Source organism: Promicromonospora sp. NPDC057138 (assembly GCF_042670845.1).
Lineage (GTDB): Bacteria > Actinomycetota > Actinomycetes > Actinomycetales > Cellulomonadaceae > Promicromonospora.
Window position 1 is genome coordinate 145,440 of the sequence record NZ_JBHUUX010000002.1, and the last position, 18,677, is coordinate 164,116.

Here is an 18,677-nt window from a genome sequence, read left to right on the forward strand (position 1 = left end):
GGTCATACGGCCGGGAGTCGGCCTGAGCGCGTCGGGCCTGCGACAATGGGCGCATGACCCACGACTCCTCTGCATCGGAGGCTGCTGCGCTCGACGCGGTGGCCCGAGATGATGCTGCCCTGGACGCTGCCGCCCCGGTCGCTCCCGACCTCGACCTCGATCTCGCCGAGACCGAGGACGACCTCGCGCGCGAGCGTGCGCTGCGCGCCGGCCTCGAGGAGTTCGAGCTCGACGAGTCGGACCAGGAGCTCCTGGGGTCCGAGTGGACCGACGAGCAGGCGGAGGCCGAGCAGGCGCTGCCCGTGCTCGCCATCGTCGGGCGGCCGAACGTCGGCAAGTCGACGCTGGTCAACCGGATCCTCGGCCGCCGCGAGGCGGTCGTGGCCGACAAGCCGGGCGTGACGCGCGACCGCGTGTCCTACCCGGCCGAGTGGGCCGGCCGCCGGTTCATGCTCGTGGACACGGGCGGCTGGGAGACCGACGTCGCCGGCATCGAGTCCAAGGTCGCGGAGCAGGCCGAGGTCGCGATCTCCCTGGCGGACGCCGTGGTGTTCGTGGTCGACGCCGCCGTCGGCGCCACCGCCACCGACGAGCGGGTCGTGGAGCTGCTGCGCCGCTCCGGCAAGCCCGTGGTGCTGTGCGCCAACAAGGTGGACGGCGCGTCGGGCGAGGCGGACGCCACGTACCTGTGGGCCCTGGGCCTGGGGGAGCCGCACCCGGTCTCCGCCCTGCACGGCCGCGGCACGGGCGACCTGCTCGACGCCGCCGTCAAGGCGCTGCCGACCACGTCCGAGCACGGCAAGGTGCGCCCGTCCGGCCCGCGCCGCGTGGCGCTCGTCGGGCGGCCGAACGTCGGCAAGTCCTCGCTGCTGAACAAGATCGCGGGGTCGGAGCGGGTGGTCGTCGACGAGGTCGCCGGCACCACGCGCGACCCGGTCGACGAGCTCATCGAGCTGCGCGGCATCCCGTACTGGTTCGTGGACACGGCGGGCATCCGCCGGCGCGTGCACCAGACCAAGGGCGCCGACTTCTACGCGTCGCTGCGCACCGCCGCCGCGATCGACAAGGCGGAGATCGGCGTGGTCCTGGTGGACGCGTCGAACCCGCTGACCGAGCAGGACATCCGCGTGATCCAGCAGGTCGTTGACGCGGGCCGCGCGCTCGTCATCGCGTACAACAAGTGGGACCTCATGGACGAGGACCGCCGCCCCTTCCTCGAGCGTGAGATCGAGAAGGAGCTCGTGCAGATCGCCTGGGCGCCGCGGGTCAACCTGTCGGCGCGCACCGGCTGGCACAGCGAGCGGCTGGTCCCGGCGATCGAGCGCTCGCTGGCGTCCTGGGACCGCCGTGTCCCGACGGGCAAGCTCAACTCGTTCCTCGGCGAGCTCGTGGCCGCGCACCCGCACCCGCTGCGCGGTGGCAAGCAGTCGCGCATCCTGTTCGCGACGCAGGCCTCGACCCGCCCGCCGCGGTTCGTCATCTTCGCCACCGGATTCATCGAGGCCGGCTACCGCCGGTTCATCGAGCGCCGTCTGCGCGAGACGTTCGGCTTCGAGGGCACCCCGATCGAGATCTCGGTGCGGGTCCGCGAGAAGCGCCGCCGCTGAGCCGTCGGCGCGACGGCTCGGCCGCGTCTCGCCGTCGTGCGCATCTAGTCAGTGATCTGGCCCAAAAGTCACGCGACGTCTGGGCCAGATCGCTGAGTAGAGGCGCACTTTGCGCCGCGCGCCGGGCTCGATGCCCACGATGTGGGTGAGTCGCGGTACCTTCGGGTCGTGCTTCCGGCCAGTATCCCCAGCCCCGATCCGGTGTGGTCCCAGTTCCCCGTGGGCCCGCTCACCATCCATACCTACGCCCTGTGCCTGCTGGCCGGCATCGCCGCCGCCGCCTACATCACAGACCGGCGGCTCCGCGCGCGCGGAGGCGCCCCCGGGCTCGCCCTCGACATCGCGATGTGGGCGGTGCCGATCGGCATCGTCGGCGCCCGGATCTACCACGTGCTCACGCACCTCGGCGACTTCACCGGCCCCGGCGTCGACCCGTGGGCCTGGATCCGGATCTGGGAGGGCGGCAACGCCCTGTTCGGGTCGCTGCTCGGCGGCGCCGTAGGCGCCTGGATCGGGTGCCGGCAGACGGGCCTGCGGTTCGGGTCGTTCGCCGACGCGCTCGCGCCCGGGCTCCTCGCGGCCCAGGCCATCGGGCGGCTCGGCAACTACGTGAACCAGGAGCTCTTCGGCCTGCCGACGACGCTGCCCTGGGGGCTGGAGATCCGGTCCGACGCGCCGATGTTCCCGGCCGGTACGCCCGAGGGCACGCTGTTCCACCCGCTGTTCCTGTACGAGATGATCTGGAACCTCATCGGCATCGCCGTGCTGCTCACGATCGAGCGGCGGGTGGAACGCCGGAACGCCGCCCTGGAGAACCCGGGCGCGGGCCTGCGCTGGGGCCGCATGTTCGGCCTCTACCTGATCTGGTACGGGCTGGGCCGCAGCTGGCTCGAGGCGATCCGCATCGACCCCACGAGCAACGCGCCCCTGGGCATCCCCGCGAACATCTGGACGTCGGGGATCGCGATCCTGCTGGGCATCACCATCGTCGTGGTGCAGGGCCGGCGGCACACCGAACCGGAGCCGTCGGTATACCAGCCGGGTCGCGAGCCCGAGGACGAGGACGCCGAGGGTGCTGCGTCCGCGCCCGAGCCCGCGCCCGAGTCCGAGGCCGTTGCCGATGACGCCGATGCGAGCCCCGTGGACCCGGCCGCAAGCAAGTAGCCGGGCCGGCGCAGCCTGGCGCGCCGACGCCGGAGCCGCGTACGGGCCCATCTGTGCGCACCCTCACAGCCCACGCGGCTTGTTACCCGGGTGTCGATTGCTCAGGATGACGTCATGCCACGTTCGCGCCCGCGGGACACCTCTGCCACGACCCGGCACCCCGTGGGACCGCGAACCTGGTGGCCGATCGCCGCCGTCCTGCTCGCGGTGGCGTGGGGCGGCAACGAGTTCACGCCGCTGCTCGTGATGTACCGCGAGCAAGGTGAGATGGGGCCCGTCACCGTCGACGCGCTGCTCGCCGTGTACGTGTTCGGCCTCGTGCCCGCGCTGCTGCTGGGCGGGCCGCTGTCGGACCGGTTCGGCCGCCGCCCGCTGCTGCTGCCGGCGGCGCCGGTCTCGGCGCTCGGCTCGCTCGTGCTCGCGCTGGACCCGGACAGCCCGGTGGTGCTCGCGGTCGGGCGGCTGCTGTGCGGTGTCGCGCTCGGTCTGGCCATGGCCGTCGGGTCGACCTGGCTCACGGAGCTGAGCGCCGCCACCGGCGACGGAGCCGCCGGTCCCCGCCGCGGATCACTGTCCCTGACCGCCGGTTTCCTCTCCGGTGCGGGCGTTGCAGCGATGCTGGCCCAGTTCGCGCCGTGGCCGACGCTCCTCTCCTACGTGCTGCACGCGGCCGGCGCCCTGGTAGCCGGGCTGGTCTTGCTGCGAGTGCCGGAGACTCGCCCGAGCCTGCCTCGCGACGAGCGGGCGCCGCTCCTGGACGACCTGCGCATCACCGCCGTCCGGCACCCCCGGTTCCTGCGCGTCGTGGTGCCCCTCGCACCCTGGGTGTTCGGCTGCGCGGGCTGCGCCTTCGCGGTGCTGCCCAGCCTGCTCACCGAGAGCGTCGGCGGCTTCCCCATCGCCTTCGCGGGAGTCATGGCGATCGTGGCGCTCGGCTGCGGCATCGGCATCCAGGTGGTGGCCCGGCGGATCGACACGCCGTCGTCGGCCCGCGCGTCCATCGTGGCGCTGAGCATCGTGGCGGCGGGGATGACGCTCGCCGCGTGGGCGTCCGCGACGCTGTCGCTGCCGGTGGGCGTCGCGGCAGCCGTGGTGCTCGGGACGGGTTACGGCCTGGCGCTCGTGGCCGGGCTGAGCGAGGTCGCGCGCATCGCGGGGCCGGGAGAGCTCGCCGGGCTGACGGCGGTGTTCTACTCCCTGACCTACCTCGGGTTCTTCGTCCCGATGGTGCTCGCCTGGCTGCGCGACACCTGGTCGTACGGCGAGATGTTCGGCTTCGGCGCCGTCGCAGTGGCGCTGTGCCTGACGCTCGTCGCCGTGTCGTCGCGCAGCGCCCTCCCGGACCGGATCCGGCGGTAGGTCCGCCGCGAGCGAGGATTCCGACATTTCACCCAGGAGCGCTATCGTTCCGGCGTGAGGGAGAACCCGAGGCCGACACGACATCTCGAGCATGTCGAGCCCGAGCAGTTCGGCAAGCCCCTTCCGGGTTCCATCAGCGGGCCGGCGTGGGGCCTGATGTCGCTGCCGGATCGGCCGGTCCACGGCGAGCCGACGTCGTCGGGGGGTGCTGAGAGCGCCGACCCGGCCGCGCCGGGGGATGCCGACCGCCCGGACCCGGCTGCGCCGTCTGGCGAAGGTTCACGGAAGCGGGCAGCGATGGCGGTGGGAGCTGCGGTGTTCGTGGTTCTCGCGCTGACCATCGGCGGACTGGCCTTGCTCCGTGAGGACCGCCCCGAGGGAGCCGACGACACCTCGGCGGTCGAGCCGGCGGTCGCGGACCTGCCCGTGATCGCCCCGGACGAGCCGGCGTCCGACCGCAGCGGTGATCCGGGACGCAGGGTGGAGACCGAGCCCCGCGTTACCGACCCTGCCGATACTGGCGACGGCGCGGTCGTGAGCCGGCCAGGGGACGGGACGGCGATATCGGGTGCCCAGGCCGGTCAGGGCGACACGAGCCAGAGCGGTACGGGGACCGGCGCCGAGGGCGGCACCGGTTCGAGCACCGGCACTGGCTCAGGTCCGACCGGCGGGGGCACGACACCGACGGCCACCCCACCGCCTCCGACGTCGGACCCGACCAAGGAGCCCACGCTGAGGCCGACTCCCGAGCCGACGCCCTCGGCGACAGCTGAGCCGACCCCGACTCCGTCGCCGACGCCGACCGCGTCGCCCACACCGGAGCCGACCGGCGCGCCGGTGGCCCCGGACGCCGGCCAGTGAACCGACCCTGACGGGGACAGCGACGACGAACGGCCCGCGGCCTCGGACAGCCTGAGATTGCCTATGGATTGCGGAGTTGCTAAAGTCATAAAACCGTGAACACCCAGCCGCTGTACCGCATCAAGGCCGACCTCTTCAAGGCACTCGCGCATCCCCTCCGCATCCAGGTGCTCGAGGTCCTGGCAGCGGCCCCCGGGCAGGCCGTCCCCGTGACCAGGCTTGCCGCGATCACTGGCGCCGAGGCGTCGACCCTGTCCCAGCACCTGGGAGTGCTCAAGAACGCGGGGGTCGTGGTCTCGACGCGATCGGGCAACGCCGTCGACTACCGGCTGGCCGAGCCCGTGGTGTCCGAGCTGCTGGTCGTTGCCCGCGCTTTCCTCCTGTCCCGGCTCAGCAACAGCACCGCTGACACCGCCGCGCAGCTCTCCGCCGCCCGTCACCTGCCCCCGCTGCCCGGGGCGAACGCGCAGACGCTGCTGCGGGCCGTCCGGGAGGCGGAGGACCAGCCGGACCAGGCCGACCAGCCGGTTCAGCCGATTCAGCCGGACCAGCACACGCCGGCCCCCGCCTCCTCCCGCACGACGGACGCGTGACGCCGTGCGCCGCGGCCTCCTCGCCCGGTTCGACCTGCGTGACCTCCTGCCCGCGCGCGCCGACTACGACCTGCGTCCACGCACCTTCCGGTCGGACCTCCTCGCGGGCGTCACCGTCGGCGTCGTCGCCCTCCCGCTGGCGCTCGCGTTCGGCGCGAGCTCCGGGGTCGGACCGGCCGCCGGCCTCGTGACGGCGGTGGTCGCCGGCGTCGTCGCCGCCGTCTTCGGTGGCTCGAACGTCCAGGTCAGCGGCCCGACGGGCGCCATGGCCGTGGTGCTCGCCCCGATCGTGGCCCAGTACGGCCTCGGCTCGGTCGCGCTCGTGACACTGCTCGGCGGGGTGCTCGTCCTGGCGCTCGGAGCGCTGCGGCTCGGCCGCGTCGTCACCTACATCCCGTGGCCGGTGGTCGAGGGGTTCACCCTCGGCATCGCCTGCATCATCTTTCTCCAGCAGGTCCCGGCCGCCGTCGGCCTGCCTGCGGAGACCGGCCTGAACCCGCTGGTCGCGGGTTTCCGCGCCGTCGCGGAGGCCTTCTCGCCGTCCGACGGCGGACAGCTCGCCCTCCTCTGGACGCTCGGCTGCGTGGGGGTCGTCGCCGTCGTGCTGCTCGTGCTGCCCCGGGTCGCGAGCGCGCTCCCGGCCTCCCTCGTCGCCGTCGCGCTGGTGACCGTCCTGGCGGAGGTGACCGACGCGCCCGTGGCGCGGATCGGCGTCCTGCCGGACAGCCTGCCCGTCCCGTTGCTGCCCGGTGTGAGCGGCGACAGCCTGCGCGACCTCGTGGGGGCTGCCGTCGCCGTGGCGGCGCTCGCCGCAATCGAGTCGCTGCTCTCGGCGCGCGTGGCCGCGACCATGGCCGACACCGGCGTCTACCACCCCGACCGCGAGCTCGTGGGCCAGGGGCTCGCCTCGGTGGCGAGCGGGCTGTTCGGCGGGATGCCGGCCACCGGTGCCATCGCGCGGACCGCCGTCAACGTCCGCAGCGGCGCGCGAACCCGGCTCGCCGCAGTGGTGCACGCCCTGGTGGTGCTGGCGGTGATCTACCTCGCGACGGGGCCGGTGTCCCGCATCCCGCTCGCCGCGCTGGCCGGCGTCCTGATGGTCACGGCGTTCCGGATGATCCCGGCGGTCACGATCCGCGCCGTCCTGACCTCGACCCGGGCCGACGCCGTCGTGTTCTGCGTGACCGCCGTCATCACCGTGGCGTTCGACCTGATCGAGGCCGTCCAGATCGGGCTGCTCGCCGCGGCGTTCTTCGCGCTGCGGTCCGTGGCAAAGGCCAGCTCGGTGCATCGCGAGCCGTTGCCCGGCGTCGCGCAGCCGGGCGACGAGCGCATAGCGCTGTTCCGCCTCGACGGGGCGCTGTTCTTCGGCGCCTCCGACCGGGTGTTCGCGGAGCTCAGCGCGATCACCCGGGACGGCCCGGTGGAGGTAGTGCTCCTGCGGCTCTCGCACCTGCGCGTCGTGGACGCGACGGGCGCCCGGGCGCTCGCCCAGCTCGTGGAGGAGCTGGAGCGGCGCGGCGTCACGGTCCTGCTCAAGGGCATCCCCGAGCGGAACCGGAAGCTCCTGGTCGCGGTCGGGGTGCTCGCCGAGCTGCGGCACGAGAACCACTTGTTCACCACGCTGGAGCCCGCGATCGAGCACGCGCGCTCGCACGTGCACCGGGCGGCGGCGGCCCGGGCGGAGCTGACGGCCGGGTAGGCGCCCGGCGTCGCCGCGAGGTGAGCGCTCTATACAATGGCTCCCTGGCCCATCACGAGGAGCGCGCCGATGTCGACCCAGCCGTACCTGGTGCCGAAGCGTGTGTTGCAGCTCGTCGCGGCCGGACTCGCGCTGGTCGCTGCCGCCGCTGTGATCGCTCTGCCTCTCTACTCAGAGGTGTCCTCGACGTCCGCCGGCGATCAGCAGGCCACGTCGTCGACCGTGCTGTCGGTCGTCGGTCCCACAGTCCTGCTCACAATGCTCGTCCCCGTGCTCGGCGCGGCGCTGCCTCTCGCCGCCCGCAGCCGTGCCTGGCAGCCGCTGTCCGTAGTGTCTGCGGCGGTCCTGGCTGTCTTCGTCGTGCTGGGCCTGCTCAGCGTGGGCTGGTTCTTCATCCCCGCCCTGATCGTGTCTGTGATCGCGGTGTTCCAGCCGGTGACGCCGAAGTCCGGGGCCGGCACCGCTCCATAAAGCGCTTGCTGCCTTGGCTGGATCATCGCCACTCTTGAGCACGATGCTTACTGACAAAGTGGTACTGGACTGGCGCCGGCCGGTGTCCGACGACGAGATCGTCGATCTCACTGCGTCCCATGGCGGCTCTCCGGAGCCCGGATGGTGGGACCGGATCCGAGGCCATTCGCTGGGGTGGGTGACCGCCCGGAGTGGCAACGGCCTGCTGGTGGGGTTCGTGAACGTGGCGTGGGACGGCGGGGACCATGCCTTCCTGATCGACACCAAGACGCGCCCGAGCCACCAGCGACATGGACTCGGCACTGCTGTGGTGCGCCGTGCTGTCGAGGAGGCCAGGGCGGCGGGCTGCGAGTGGATGTTCGTCGACTTCGAGCCGCACCTCGAAGGGTTCTATCTCGAGTCCTGCGGTTTCCGGCCGACGGCGGCCGGGCTCGTTCACCTCACCGACGGCTGAAGAGGTGCAGCACTCCCTCAGCGGCAACGATCCCCGAACCGGTGATCGTGACGAGAGCCCCGTCGACACTGAGCCCGATCCGGCTGGCCCGGCCAAGCCGCCGTCCCTGCTCGATCACGATCCGTGCGGGATCACGAACGAGCCCGTCCCGGACCAGAACCGCAGCGAGCGGACCGGCGGCCGTCCCCGTCGCAGGATCTTCGACGATGCCCACTGTCGGGTTGAAGAACCGCGCATAGGCGCCGACATCTGCGCCAGGGTCGAGATCGACCGTGTAGAGGTAGCAGCCCTCGGCGCCGGCGTCGGCCAGCAGCTTCCGTAGTCCCGCGGTGTCCGGCTGGGCGGCGTCGACCGCCTTCATGTTCCGCGCGGGCACGAGCAGGTGCTCCGCGCCGGTGGAGGCCACCTCTGCCGGGCGGTCGCCCAGGTCCCCGGCGTCGAGACCGAGCGCCGCTGCCAGCGCCACCCGGTCGTCGACCCGACCCAGGAACCGGGGAGCGGACTGCTCCATCGACACCTCGACGCCGGTCGAGGACGGCGCGGAGACCCGGACCGTCAGCAGGTCGTCCCCGATCTGCTGCACGAACGTGTCCCGGCCCGCGTCCAGGCGGCCGGACAGGGCGAGCCAGATCCACGCTCCCATCGCGTTGTGTCCCGCGCCGAAGACCTCGACGCCGGCGGGGGTGAAGGAGCGCAGCTGGTGATCGGCGCCGGGGCGGTCAGGACGGACCAGGAACGTGGTCTCGGACTGGTTGAACTCCCGTGCGATCGCCTGCATCGTCTCGTCCGGGAGTGCGTCCGCGTCGGGGACGAGGGCGAGCGGATTTCCCGCCAGGGCTGTGGTCGCGAACACGTCGACCCAGTAGAACGGCACGTCCATGACTTGGCTCCTTGATCGCTGTCGCTCGGCTCGACACGGCGGCACCGCGGCGCGACCGACGATAACGCCGGTCCAGACCTCTGGCGGCACGTACCCGCACGTCAGTCCCTACACACCCGGCTGAGAAACCAACCGTTTGCCGGGACTTCACGAAAACGCATGGGTCGGTGGCATCGTTTGCGCAAGGATGACGGGCGTGGATCCCATCGCCGATGCCGCAGCCCTGGTCGCCGACCGTTACCCCGAGGCGAGATGGGCGCTGTTGGCGGGCAGCGTGCTCGATCCAGGCTCGCGGACGGCGGGTTCGGACCTGGACATCGTGGTCTGCGTTCCCGACGACGCCGTCGGGCATCGCGACGCCGTCCGGTGGCGGGGCTGGCCGGTCGAGCTGTTCGTGAACACCCAGGTCGGGCACCGCTGGTACATCGCGAAGGAGACGGCGCGGAGAAAGCCGACGCTGGCTCGGATGATCGCCACGGGCGTGCCGGTGGCGGGGGAGCCCGACGTCGTCGGGCTGAAGGCGGAGTGCCAGGCGCTGCTCGACGCCGGCCCCGGCCCGACGTCGGACACCGCGCTCGAGGACGCCCGGTACGGCGTGACCGACCTGCTCGACGACCTCGCGTACGCGCGCGACGGCGGCGAGGCGGACGTCGTGCGGTCGGTGCTGTGGGAGCGGGTCGGGCACCTCGCCCTGGCGGCGGCCGGGCGGTGGGACGGCGGCGGCAAGTGGCTGCTGCGCGAGCTGCGCGCCTGGGACCGTGGGTACGCCGCCCGCTGGGTGGCCGCCCGGCACGACGACCAGGCCATGGTCGACGTCGCCCGGGCCACCCTGAACGCGGCGGGCGGGCCGCTGTTCGAGGGGTACCTGCGCCAGGCGCCCATCGTCGACGAGATCCCAGCGACGTCGACCACGCCGCCGGTGGTGGTGCGGCGCGCCGCCCGGGCGGTCCTGCTGGACGACGCCGGCCGCCTCGTGCTGATCAGGCGGACCGTTCCCGGGCGTGCGCCGTACTGGGTGACGCCCGGCGGCGGCGTCGAGCCGGAGGACGCCTCGGTCGAGGACGGGCTGCACCGGGAGCTGCAGGAGGAGCTCGGCGCGACGGCGAAGATCGTCCGGCAGGTGTTCCTGGCCTCCGGCCCCAAGGACGCCGGGATCTCGGTGCACCACTACTTCCTCGCGCGGGTCGTCTCGATGGACCTGGCGTTGCAGTCCGGGCCGGAGCTCGAGGAACCGACCCGCGGGGCGTACGACGTCGAGCACGTGGACCTGCGCGACGACGGGGCGCTCGCCGGCATCAATCTGGTGCCTGCCGCCTTGAAGGCGTTCGTCCGGGCGAACCGGGACGCGCTGCTCGCGGAGGCCGGTGTCGGCTGAGCGCACACAGCCGCTGGTGGTCAAGCCGGTTCCTCGATCAATCGCAAATCATCATTACCATGTGTTTTCTCATGGCGGAAAACCCGGGGCGTACATTCCTTTGAGTTCTCGCGCTGGTCGAACGAGCATGGGTAGGTCCTCGCGCCAATGTTGGTAGTTTCCTTTTTCCTTGGAGCGATCTCATTGTCTGGATCGCATCCCACCGGCGCCTCTTCCGGGCTCCGCAGCCCGGACCGGACGCTCCGGCTGGTCGAGCACCTCAGCCGCAGTCCGCAAGGGCTCACCGCCAAGCAGCTCGCCCGTCGCACCGGCATTCCGGTGAAGACGGTCTACCACCACCTGAGGACGATCATCGACCGCCAGTGGGCCTGGCGCGGCGAGGACGGACGCCACTACTTCATCCCGGACGTCCTCGGCCCCATCGCTGACGTGACCGCGCGTCTCGACCGGGTCCAGCCGGTTCTCGATCGGCTGGCAGCCGACACCGGTTGCGGGGTCTTCATGACCGCGCTCCGCGATGGGCAGCTGACCGTGATCGCTCATAGCGAGATCACCGGGGCTCCGCGCCTGGATGACTTCGCGGAGGGCCTGCCTGAGGCGGCCCATGCCACCGCCGGGGGACGGGCGCTGCTTGCCAGCATGCCCTCCCACCACCGCCACCGTTACCTGAAGGCGTCCGGACTGCGACCCTTCACCCGGCGGACAGTTCGCAGCCAGGACGAGCTCGACGACGAGCTTCGCACCGCCGCTCAAACAGGGCTCTACACCGAGTACGGCCAGTGCCGCAGCGACGTCGCATGCTCCGGGGTGATCGTGCGAACCGGACCGCGCACGTCCGACAACCTCGCGCTGGCTACCGCGATGCGCATCGACCTGCCCAAGGACAGGCGGCGTGCCGCCGACCGGCTCCTGCGCCTGGCCCCGGCGGACCTTGTCCCGATACTGGGGCCGGCGCTCACGCCCGATGAGCTGGCCCGCCCGGGAAGCTGAGCGTCGCGAAGAGGCTTTGTTCTCCCAGCCGTAACATCGCCACCACCTGGAATTTATAGGTCTGCGTCTGCGGTCGGTCGTTGCAATTTCTGGCCGCAAAGTCGGCGCGCAGCGTACAGGCGACCGCGCCCTTCACCAATAGCATCGTAAACATGCCGGCCCACCCCAGGCCGAGCCTGACAACGAAGGATGTGCGATGTGCGCAACGCAGCAGAACCGAGAGGGTTGTCGTGAATCATCAGTCGACTGTCACTGTGACCGGCATGCTCGCGGCCAGAGCAGAGGAGCGGCCTGACGCGACCGCGATCGAGCTTGTCGGTGTGGGCAGGCTCAGTTTTTCAGTGTGGAGTCAGCGCGCCCGCGCGGTCGGCCATGGCCTCATCAGCAGGGGTGTCCAGCCTGGTGACCGCGTAGTCGTCCGGGCTTCTGGTGACTGGATCGCCTTCGCGATCGGATACGTCGGGGTGCAAGCCGCCGGGGCGATCGCGGTGCCGGTGCTGGCGTCCAGTAGCGACGAGCACATCGCTCACGTCTTTGCCGAGGCCGGGGCGGTCGGTGTCATCGGGGATGTTCGCGTGGACGGGTGCCCAGGATGGTCCCAGGCGGTCCACCAGATTGAAGCGGCCCAGCCGACTGGCCCGACTGGGGTGGAGGTGAGCGGGGCTGACGACGCTGAGATCCTCTTCACCTCCGGAACGACCGGACGGCCCAAGGGTGTCGTTTCTACGCACGACAACCTCACGCACGCGATCCGGCAGCGTCGTGAAGGTGTGTCGGCGCCGGCGGTGCCGGCGCGCACCGTCTTGCATGCGCTACCGCCCGCGACGAACGCGGGGCAGAGCCTCATGGTGCAGACGCTCAGCGCGGTGCCGCACACCATGATCGTGCTCGAGAAGTTCGACGCTGACGGCTTTTTGGGTCTCGCACAGAAGTTCAGGCCGGACGATGTGGTGTTGGTCCCCGCCTACGCGCTCGCGCTCTTGCGTGTCAAGGCGCGGTTCGACCTGAGCGGCGTGAGGCAGGTGCGGACCACAAGCGCGCCGATCTCGGCCGCGACGCTGGCCCGGCTCGCTGAGCTGTTCCCGGACGCGAGCATTGTCAACATGTACACCTCGACCGAGAGCTGGCCCGCGCGCCTGCGGATGCGCTTCGACCCGAATCGACCGTTCTCGCTCGGCCGGGCGCACGGCGGCAGTGAAGTACGCATCGTCGACGAGGCCGGTGAGCCGGTCCCCTCGGGCGCGTCGGGGTCGGTGCAGCTCCGGGCGGACGGCGCGCGTCCACGCCGCTACTGGAACGATACGGATGCGAGCGCGAGCGTCTTCCGGTCGGATCTGTGGGTAAGCACCGGCGACGTGGGCCGTCTGGACGACGAGGGGTACTTCTACCTGGAAGACCGCAGCGCCGACACGGTGAACGTTGGCGGGCGCAACGTGTCTACCCTCGCCGCGGAGGGCGTGCTCGAGGACCATCCTGACGTGGAAGAGGCAGCGGTGTTCGGTTTGCCGCACCCGACGCTCGGGCAGTACCTGGCCGCCACGGTGATCGGCTCCGACGGTCTCGACTCCGACCAGGTTCGCTCCTTCGCCGCTGCGCGGTTGGGGGAGGCCGACGCGCCCAAGCGTGTGGTCCGGGTCGAGCGGTTCCCCCGCAACGCGCTGGGCAAAGTCGTCAAGCGTGAGCTGATCGAGACGGTGTCCGCGCTGCTCGCGCACGATAGCGGGCACGGCGAGATGGCGACCGATACAGAACGCGCGGTGGCGGCTATCTGGGGGCGGGTGCTGGATGTGGCTCCCGCCACGATCGGCCCCGACGCCGAGTGGCTGTCGCTCGGCGGGTCGTCGCTCGAGGCGGCCGAGGTCGCGTTGCTCGTCGGTGATGAACTCGGGCGCGACGTGCCCGAGAGAGTGCTGCACACGAACCCGACCCTGCGCGCCTACTCCGTTGCGGTGGACTTGGCGCCGCCCGCGAACGAGGGCCGTCTGCGGCCCATCAGCCGCATCTCCCGCGGGGTGACAGGATGAGCAAGCTGCACACCGCGACGCACTACCAACGCTCCCTCTACAACGCGACTGGCGGGCGGGAGTCCGGCGTCAACGTCGGCGCGGCCGTCCGGATGCGCGGCCACGTGGACCCCGGGCGCATCTGTGTTGCGCTGGACGCGTTGACAGCCCGGCATGAAGCTTTGCGTACGACACTGACGCGGCAGGACGCCACCGGCACTGCACATCAGGTCATCGGCAATCATTTTCCGTTGGACCTGCGCGAGCTCAGCGTCCCCGAGGCCGGCGAGAATCAGCGGGAGTCAGCCTGTGCCGCGCTCCTGCAAGCGGAACTGCGGCGGCCGTTCGTGCTGAAGGACAGCCCCCTTGCTCGGGCACTGCTGGTGACCCTCGCTGACGACGATCGGGTGTTCGCCCTGATCGCGCACCACGCGATCATGGACGGCTGGTCCGCCGGCGTAATTCGCGACGAGCTCCCGCACCTGTACGAGTACGGAACGAGCGCGACGCTTCCGCCGCCCGTGCTCCATCTCGCCGACTACGCCGTGTGGGAGGCAAAGCTGGCCGACGACCCCGCAACGCAGGAGCACTGGCGCGCGGCCCTGGCCGACGCCCGCCCCCGCCTCGCACTCGCGTCCGATGTGCCGCCCGTTGGGCCAATCGCCCGCGCCACGCCGCATCCGCTCCCACTTCACCACGGTCCGACGCTCAGCGCGTTGCACCCGCTCATGGTCGAGGAACGGGCGAGCACGACCGCCGTCCTCCTGGCCGCGCTCGCAGCGTCCCTGAGCGATCACGCGACGAACGAGCGGATCACGTTCGGCGTCATGCGATCGAACCGCCAGCAGCGCGACATCCGTGGCACGGTCGGGTTCCTCGCTGGGCACGTCCCGGTCACGGTGGACCTGTCCGGTGACCCCTCGTGCACGACACTGGTTGGCCGTACGGCCGACGCCTATGACCGTGCGATATCGCGCCCCGCACCGGTCGGCGTGCTCCGCGCGGCACTGCCCGACAGCGGTCGTGGGCCCTTGTTCGACGTGACATTGAACTACAGCCACCACCAGGGCCGCGACCAGGCGGACGCGGTCGTCAAGGCTGCCGGGATCGCGTTCTCCTCGTACGACCTCGCCCATGACGAGCCCACGAACCACCCCTGGTGGGATGGGGCCTCGCTGCTTGACTTCCAGATCAGTTCCGATTCGGCCGGGAGACTCTCAGGTGCCCTCGTGGCCGATGCCCACATGTTTGGTGACTCGGAGGCGTCCGGGTTCGCCGAGCGCTTTGCCGCCGCACTGCGCAGGTTCGCCGATCGCCCCAGGGGTCGCCTCAGTGAGCTCGTTCCCGCGAAAGAGTCAGCCCGGTGAGTGCGGTTGCCGCCAATGCCGAGACAGGTGTGCTGCCAGTCACCTATCTCCAGCAGGAGTGGATTGCGGCCGTCGGCGGACACGAGTCCAACCACAACATCCCGCACGCGATCGAGATCACGGGACCCTTGGACCTCGGCGACCTGTCCGCCGTACTAGCGGCGTTGGTGGAACGTCACGAGACCATGCGCGCGGCATTCACCCACACCAAGGCCGGGATCGCACAGCAGGTCATCGCGCCATTCCACCCCGAGTGGACGTTCGAAGACCTCTCACGCCTGCCACAACCAGCGCAGCGCGCCGCGCTCGAACAGCTCGCAGTCCAACACTGCGAGCAGATGATTGACCTATTCACCCCACCGCTGTGGTCGGCGGTCGTGGTCCAGCTGGCCCCTGAGCGCCACGTCTTGCTGACCATCTGGCACCATGCCGTGTTCGACGGCTGGTCCAACGCGGTACTTTTCCGCGATTTCCACCAGCTCTATCGCGCCAGGCTCGACCCCAGATACCCGCCTCCGCCCGCAGCGAAAATCCAGTTCGGCGACTACGCCGCATACGAGCGCGCCATCGGGCTCGGGATACATGCTGGGTTCTGGCGCAGGCAGTTCCCGGCTGATCCGCCACGCCTACCTGTAGAGCGCACGGCCAAGGACCACCCGCTGTGGCTGCAAGCACACCCGCTCCCGCTCGTTGGAGCGGACACGGTCAACTCGCTGCTCCGGCTCGGCGCGCAGCACGGCGCTAAACCTGGCAGCGCCATGCGTGCTCTGGTCCTGGCGTCGCTCACGCCCTACCTCGGCGACGACGTGATGATCGGGAGCGTCACTGCCAACCGGGACGCACCCGAACTGACACATACCATCGGTCTCTTGAGCGATCACGTGCCCGTTAGGGTCTATCTGCGGGGCAACCCGTCGTTCGGGGAACTCGCCGCCCGCGTCCACGAGGCGACCAGACAGGCGCACATGCACCGCGTTCCGATCGGGGCGCTGCGCCATGAGCTGCCCTCGGCGACCCAGGGGGACAGCTCGCCGTTCGACATATCGATCAACTACATGCCGCACGCCCCGAGCAAGGCCGCAACGATCACAGCACCGGACGGCAGCCACATCAGGATGCAGCCCCAGACGCTGCCCACCAACACGCTCCGGCCGCGGATGACGTCGGCATTCAGCGGGGCTGTGAGTCTCGGCTTTCAGCTCCGCCATTCACACGAGGGCCACATCTCCGGCGACCTGTGGGCGCATTCCCCGGCGTTCACCACAAGGACCCTTGACCGGCTGTGCCGAAACCTCAGCCGTACAGCACGGGAACTGCACGCCTTTCCTCGGCGCCCCATCCAGGACCTTGCCGTCCATGGGAGGGATGAAGACTAGCCACGGCGACGCCGGCTACGTCGCCAACGCAAACCGTTGCTGGGCTGCCCATGCCTTCGCGGTCATGGCCACCGGGATCTCCGGGTCAAGTAGCCACGCGGTCTCCAGACCGTTGACGAAGGCGATGATCTCGATGGCCTTGAGGTGGGTATCAACGTCTCCACGAATCTCGCCGCGATCTTGGGCAGCCGCCAGGACCGAACCGATCCGGTCAGCAGTCAAGTGGTATCGGCTGGCCAACCGAGGGTGGAGGACGCCGTCGTCGCCAAGATTCTCGACAACCAGCACGGTATGCATGCCCACGGCGTGCGAATGGCTGGCCCAGCGGGTGACGTTGTCCGCGATGATGTCGAGGATACCTAGGCCCGAGTCGGCGTCTTGCCACAGAACCGCGTCTTCGGCCTCGTCGCGTCGATCCAGCACCGCATTGAGCAGCGCCTCCTTGCTCGGGTAGTGGTAGAGGAGGCCGCTCTGTGAGACCCCGGCCTCAGCGGCGATCTCCGCCAGATTGGTGCCGCGGGATCCGTTGCGGGCCACAAGTCGAGTAGCGGCATCGACGATCAGCTGCCTCCGGGCCTCGCCCTTTGGTGACAAAGACTTCTTGGCGCCGTTGTGCCCCCGTGCCAACTGATGGTCATCCTGTCTCATGCCAGTATCCTATACAGTCGTCTAGGTGTGCGGCAACGTTCGACATGTCGTCCACGCGAGACAAGCGCGCACGCGCGCCTGTCGCCAGCATCTGAGTCACTTGACAGCTCCTTGCAGGAGAGCTTTCACAAAGTGACGCTGAAAGATGAGGAATATCACCAGAGAGGGCGCAATGATGAGCAATGAGCCGGCGCACAACAGTGCGATGTTGGTACCGTGTTCGCCCTGGAAAGCTCCCAGGCCACCGGCGACGGTACGCATCGTTGGATCATCGATGAGCACAAGTGGCAACAAGTACTGATTCCAGGTCGCTAGAAAGAACAAGATCGTGAGTGCCGACAAGGCAGGCACTGCGAGCGGCAGTTGGATCTGGCGGAAAATCTGCCACGTGCTGGCGCCGTCAAGCTTGGCCGCCTCTGTGAGGGCTGTCTCTGCCTTGAGGAAGCTCGCTCGCATCCAGAACACTCCGAAGGGCATGAGTAGCCCGATGAGTGGCAGTATGACGGCCCAACGAGAGCCGAGCAGCCCCATGCTGCGAATGTTGTAGTAAAGCGGCGTGATGAGCGCCTCGAACGGCAGTGTCAGTCCGACAAGCAAGATGGCGTTGAAGAGTCTGCCGCCAGGCACGGCAAGCTGCGCAAGAGCGTATCCGGCTGCGGTGGCCATGGCGACGGCAGCAGGAACAACACCAAGCACGATAAGGGTGCTCGACTGGAAGAGCGCGAAGAAGTTGGCGGCGGTCCATGCGTCGACGAAATTATGCCATTGTGGATCCTGGGGCCAGGCGAGCCCGGGCGGCGTGCTGTTCTGTGGTGCGAGCGCCGCGGTGAGCATGCTGAGCAAGGGCATGATCGCGAACATCATGAGCGCCATAAGGATGGCGGCGCGGGAGATGCGATCCTGGACGGTTGACGAGGTCGCGCTCATTCGTTCCTCCCGATTCGTTGAATGGGCCAGATGACGAGCAGCACGAGTACCGCGAGGAAAACCGCGAGAGCTGAGGCCTGCCCAATCCGCTGTTCCAGGAAGGTGAGCCGGTAGATCTCCACACCTGGCACCATCGTCTGATAGCCAGGACCGCCCTGGGTCGCGATCTGGACCACGTCAAAGCTGGCCAGAGCCGCGATCGTGTTAATGGTTGCGCAGACAGCGATCTCCTGACGGAGTCCAGGAAGCGTGACTGCGAAGAACTCGCCGACTCGGCCGGCCCCATCCAGGCGAGCCGCCTCGTAGAGCGATGGGTCGATCTTGCCGATGCCCGACAGTAGAAGGACTGTGCAGAAGCCGAGCGACAGCCAGAAGCCGATGATGCCGACGGCTGGCAACGCGAACGTGAAATCTCCGAGCCACGCGCGTGTCAGCGACTCCAGGCCAACCGCTTTGAGGGCCTGGTTGACGAGCCCTTCGCTGGAGAACATCCAGGTCCAGGCGATGCCGGCCGCCACGGGCGGCAGCACTTGTGGGATGAACAGCACGACCCGCGCCGCGGTGTTGAATGTTCCGACCCGGAGTTCCCGGATGAGGCTTGCTACGACAAGCCCGAGGCTGACCGGGAGGACGGTGTAGAAGAGGATGAGGATGAACGCGTGGATGACCGATCCGAACAGCTCGGGCTCGGTGAAGATCGCCTTCCAGTTATCCAGTCCCGCCGGTGTTGCCAGCCCGATGCCATCCCACTTGTAGAAAGAGAACTGCACGGACTGGCCCAGCGGGTACAGCACGAACACGGTGTACATGACGAGCGCAGGCGCTACCCAGAGCAACCCGCTCCACCGATGAGTTGGACGTCGCCGCCGAGCGGGACGTGGAGGAGGGAGCGACTCCTCT

General features: G+C 69.7%; 17 protein-coding genes. 13 read left to right on the forward strand and 4 right to left on the reverse strand.

What is annotated here, in order from left to right; translation table 11 throughout:
* Positions 1 to 53: 53 nt before the first annotated feature.
* From der to ACFT2C_RS02305, 8 genes are all read left to right on the forward strand, one after another.
* Positions 54 to 1,607 (forward strand): ribosome biogenesis GTPase Der, encoded by a 1,554-nt coding sequence (der, locus tag ACFT2C_RS02270; RefSeq protein WP_377205369.1) that lies wholly within the window; start codon positions 54 to 56, stop codon positions 1,605 to 1,607.
* Between the two features lie 168 nt (positions 1,608 to 1,775).
* The gene (gene lgt / locus ACFT2C_RS02275) at positions 1,776 to 2,771 is read left to right on the forward strand and encodes a prolipoprotein diacylglyceryl transferase (RefSeq protein ID WP_377205370.1); all 996 of its coding nucleotides are present in this window, start codon (positions 1,776 to 1,778) and stop codon (positions 2,769 to 2,771) included.
* 114 nt (positions 2,772 to 2,885) lie between these two features.
* The gene (locus ACFT2C_RS02280; RefSeq protein ID WP_377205371.1) at positions 2,886 to 4,130 is read left to right on the forward strand and encodes an MFS transporter; all 1,245 of its coding nucleotides are present in this window, start codon (positions 2,886 to 2,888) and stop codon (positions 4,128 to 4,130) included.
* Between the two features lie 54 nt (positions 4,131 to 4,184).
* Entirely contained in the window at positions 4,185 to 4,991 is an 807-nt protein-coding gene (locus ACFT2C_RS02285) for a hypothetical protein (protein WP_377205372.1), read from the forward strand.
* A gap of 95 nt (positions 4,992 to 5,086) precedes the next feature.
* A complete protein-coding gene (locus ACFT2C_RS02290) occupies positions 5,087 to 5,584 on the forward strand; it encodes an ArsR/SmtB family transcription factor (protein WP_377205373.1) in 498 nt (165 codons plus the stop codon).
* A gap of 4 nt (positions 5,585 to 5,588) precedes the next feature.
* Positions 5,589 to 7,286, forward strand: a complete 1,698-nt coding sequence (locus ACFT2C_RS02295; protein WP_377205374.1) for a SulP family inorganic anion transporter — start codon at positions 5,589 to 5,591, stop codon at positions 7,284 to 7,286.
* A 69-nt stretch (positions 7,287 to 7,355) separates the two neighbouring features.
* A complete protein-coding gene (locus tag ACFT2C_RS02300) occupies positions 7,356 to 7,757 on the forward strand; it encodes a hypothetical protein (RefSeq protein ID WP_377205375.1) in 402 nt (133 codons plus the stop codon).
* Positions 7,758 to 7,800: 43 nt separating this feature from the next.
* Entirely contained in the window at positions 7,801 to 8,211 is a 411-nt protein-coding gene (locus tag ACFT2C_RS02305) for a GNAT family N-acetyltransferase (protein WP_377205376.1), read from the forward strand.
* On the opposite strand, the gene ACFT2C_RS02310 is transcribed toward ACFT2C_RS02305, so the two are convergent.
* A complete protein-coding gene (locus ACFT2C_RS02310) occupies positions 8,198 to 9,091 on the reverse strand; it encodes a PhzF family phenazine biosynthesis protein (RefSeq protein WP_377205377.1) in 894 nt (297 codons plus the stop codon). The genes ACFT2C_RS02305 and ACFT2C_RS02310 overlap by 14 nt on opposite strands.
* Positions 9,092 to 9,287: 196 nt before the next feature.
* Here ACFT2C_RS02310 and ACFT2C_RS02315 point away from each other — a divergent pair, with 196 nt between their 5' ends.
* The 5 genes from ACFT2C_RS02315 to ACFT2C_RS02335 all read left to right on the forward strand — a co-directional run bounded on the left by ACFT2C_RS02315 (position 9,288) and on the right by ACFT2C_RS02335 (position 16,202).
* Positions 9,288 to 10,466 carry an NUDIX domain-containing protein gene (locus ACFT2C_RS02315; RefSeq protein WP_377205378.1) on the forward strand — a complete coding sequence of 393 codons (1,179 nt, stop codon included), beginning with the start codon at positions 9,288 to 9,290 and terminating at the stop codon, positions 10,464 to 10,466.
* Between the two features lie 147 nt (positions 10,467 to 10,613).
* Positions 10,614 to 11,456: an IclR family transcriptional regulator gene (locus ACFT2C_RS02320; RefSeq protein WP_377205379.1), complete on the forward strand. Its 843-nt coding sequence runs from the start codon at positions 10,614 to 10,616 to the stop codon at positions 11,454 to 11,456.
* Positions 11,457 to 11,719: 263 nt separating this feature from the next.
* Positions 11,720 to 13,480 (forward strand): AMP-binding protein, encoded by a 1,761-nt coding sequence (locus ACFT2C_RS02325; protein ID WP_377205524.1) that lies wholly within the window; start codon positions 11,720 to 11,722, stop codon positions 13,478 to 13,480.
* Positions 13,477 to 14,826: a condensation domain-containing protein gene (locus ACFT2C_RS02330; protein WP_377205380.1), complete on the forward strand. Its 1,350-nt coding sequence runs from the start codon at positions 13,477 to 13,479 to the stop codon at positions 14,824 to 14,826. Before ACFT2C_RS02325 ends, ACFT2C_RS02330 begins: the two co-directional genes overlap by 4 nt.
* Positions 14,823 to 16,202 (forward strand): condensation domain-containing protein, encoded by a 1,380-nt coding sequence (locus tag ACFT2C_RS02335; RefSeq protein ID WP_377205381.1) that lies wholly within the window; start codon positions 14,823 to 14,825, stop codon positions 16,200 to 16,202. Before ACFT2C_RS02330 ends, ACFT2C_RS02335 begins: the two co-directional genes overlap by 4 nt.
* A gap of 15 nt (positions 16,203 to 16,217) precedes the next feature.
* Here the strand turns inward: ACFT2C_RS02335 and ACFT2C_RS02340 are convergent, their stop codons facing one another.
* The 3 genes from ACFT2C_RS02340 to ACFT2C_RS02350 form a co-directional block, all read right to left on the reverse strand.
* A complete protein-coding gene (locus ACFT2C_RS02340) occupies positions 16,218 to 16,850 on the reverse strand; it encodes a TetR/AcrR family transcriptional regulator (RefSeq protein WP_377205382.1) in 633 nt (210 codons plus the stop codon).
* A gap of 96 nt (positions 16,851 to 16,946) precedes the next feature.
* Positions 16,947 to 17,777: a carbohydrate ABC transporter permease gene (locus ACFT2C_RS02345; RefSeq protein ID WP_377205383.1), complete on the reverse strand. Its 831-nt coding sequence runs from the start codon at positions 17,775 to 17,777 to the stop codon at positions 16,947 to 16,949.
* A complete protein-coding gene (locus ACFT2C_RS02350) occupies positions 17,774 to 18,586 on the reverse strand; it encodes a carbohydrate ABC transporter permease (RefSeq protein ID WP_377205384.1) in 813 nt (270 codons plus the stop codon). The genes ACFT2C_RS02345 and ACFT2C_RS02350 overlap by 4 nt, the downstream gene beginning before the upstream one ends.
* Positions 18,587 to 18,677 lie beyond the last annotated feature (91 nt).

What these genes read in the sequence shown, in the direction of transcription:
- ACFT2C_RS02350 (WP_377205384.1), bottom strand. Translation starts at nt 18,586, where the DNA reads ATGTACACCGTGTTCGTGCTGTACCCGCTGGGCCAGTCCGTGCAGTTC.
- ACFT2C_RS02340 (WP_377205382.1), bottom strand. Translation starts at nt 16,850, where the DNA reads ATGAGACAGGATGACCATCAGTTGGCACGGGGGCACAACGGCGCCAAG.
- der (WP_377205369.1), top strand. Translation starts at nt 54, where the DNA reads ATGACCCACGACTCCTCTGCATCGGAGGCTGCTGCGCTCGACGCGGTG.
- ACFT2C_RS02310 (WP_377205377.1), bottom strand. Translation starts at nt 9,091, where the DNA reads ATGGACGTGCCGTTCTACTGGGTCGACGTGTTCGCGACCACAGCCCTG.
- ACFT2C_RS02305 (WP_377205376.1), top strand. Translation starts at nt 7,801, where the DNA reads ATGCTTACTGACAAAGTGGTACTGGACTGGCGCCGGCCGGTGTCCGAC.
- ACFT2C_RS02330 (WP_377205380.1), top strand. Translation starts at nt 13,477, where the DNA reads ATGAGCAAGCTGCACACCGCGACGCACTACCAACGCTCCCTCTACAAC.
- ACFT2C_RS02280 (WP_377205371.1), top strand. Translation starts at nt 2,886, where the DNA reads ATGCCACGTTCGCGCCCGCGGGACACCTCTGCCACGACCCGGCACCCC.
- ACFT2C_RS02345 (WP_377205383.1), bottom strand. Translation starts at nt 17,777, where the DNA reads ATGAGCGCGACCTCGTCAACCGTCCAGGATCGCATCTCCCGCGCCGCC.
- ACFT2C_RS02325 (WP_377205524.1), top strand. Translation starts at nt 11,720, where the DNA reads ATGCTCGCGGCCAGAGCAGAGGAGCGGCCTGACGCGACCGCGATCGAG.
- ACFT2C_RS02300 (WP_377205375.1), top strand. Translation starts at nt 7,356, where the DNA reads ATGTCGACCCAGCCGTACCTGGTGCCGAAGCGTGTGTTGCAGCTCGTC.
- ACFT2C_RS02320 (WP_377205379.1), top strand. Translation starts at nt 10,614, where the DNA reads ATGTTGGTAGTTTCCTTTTTCCTTGGAGCGATCTCATTGTCTGGATCG.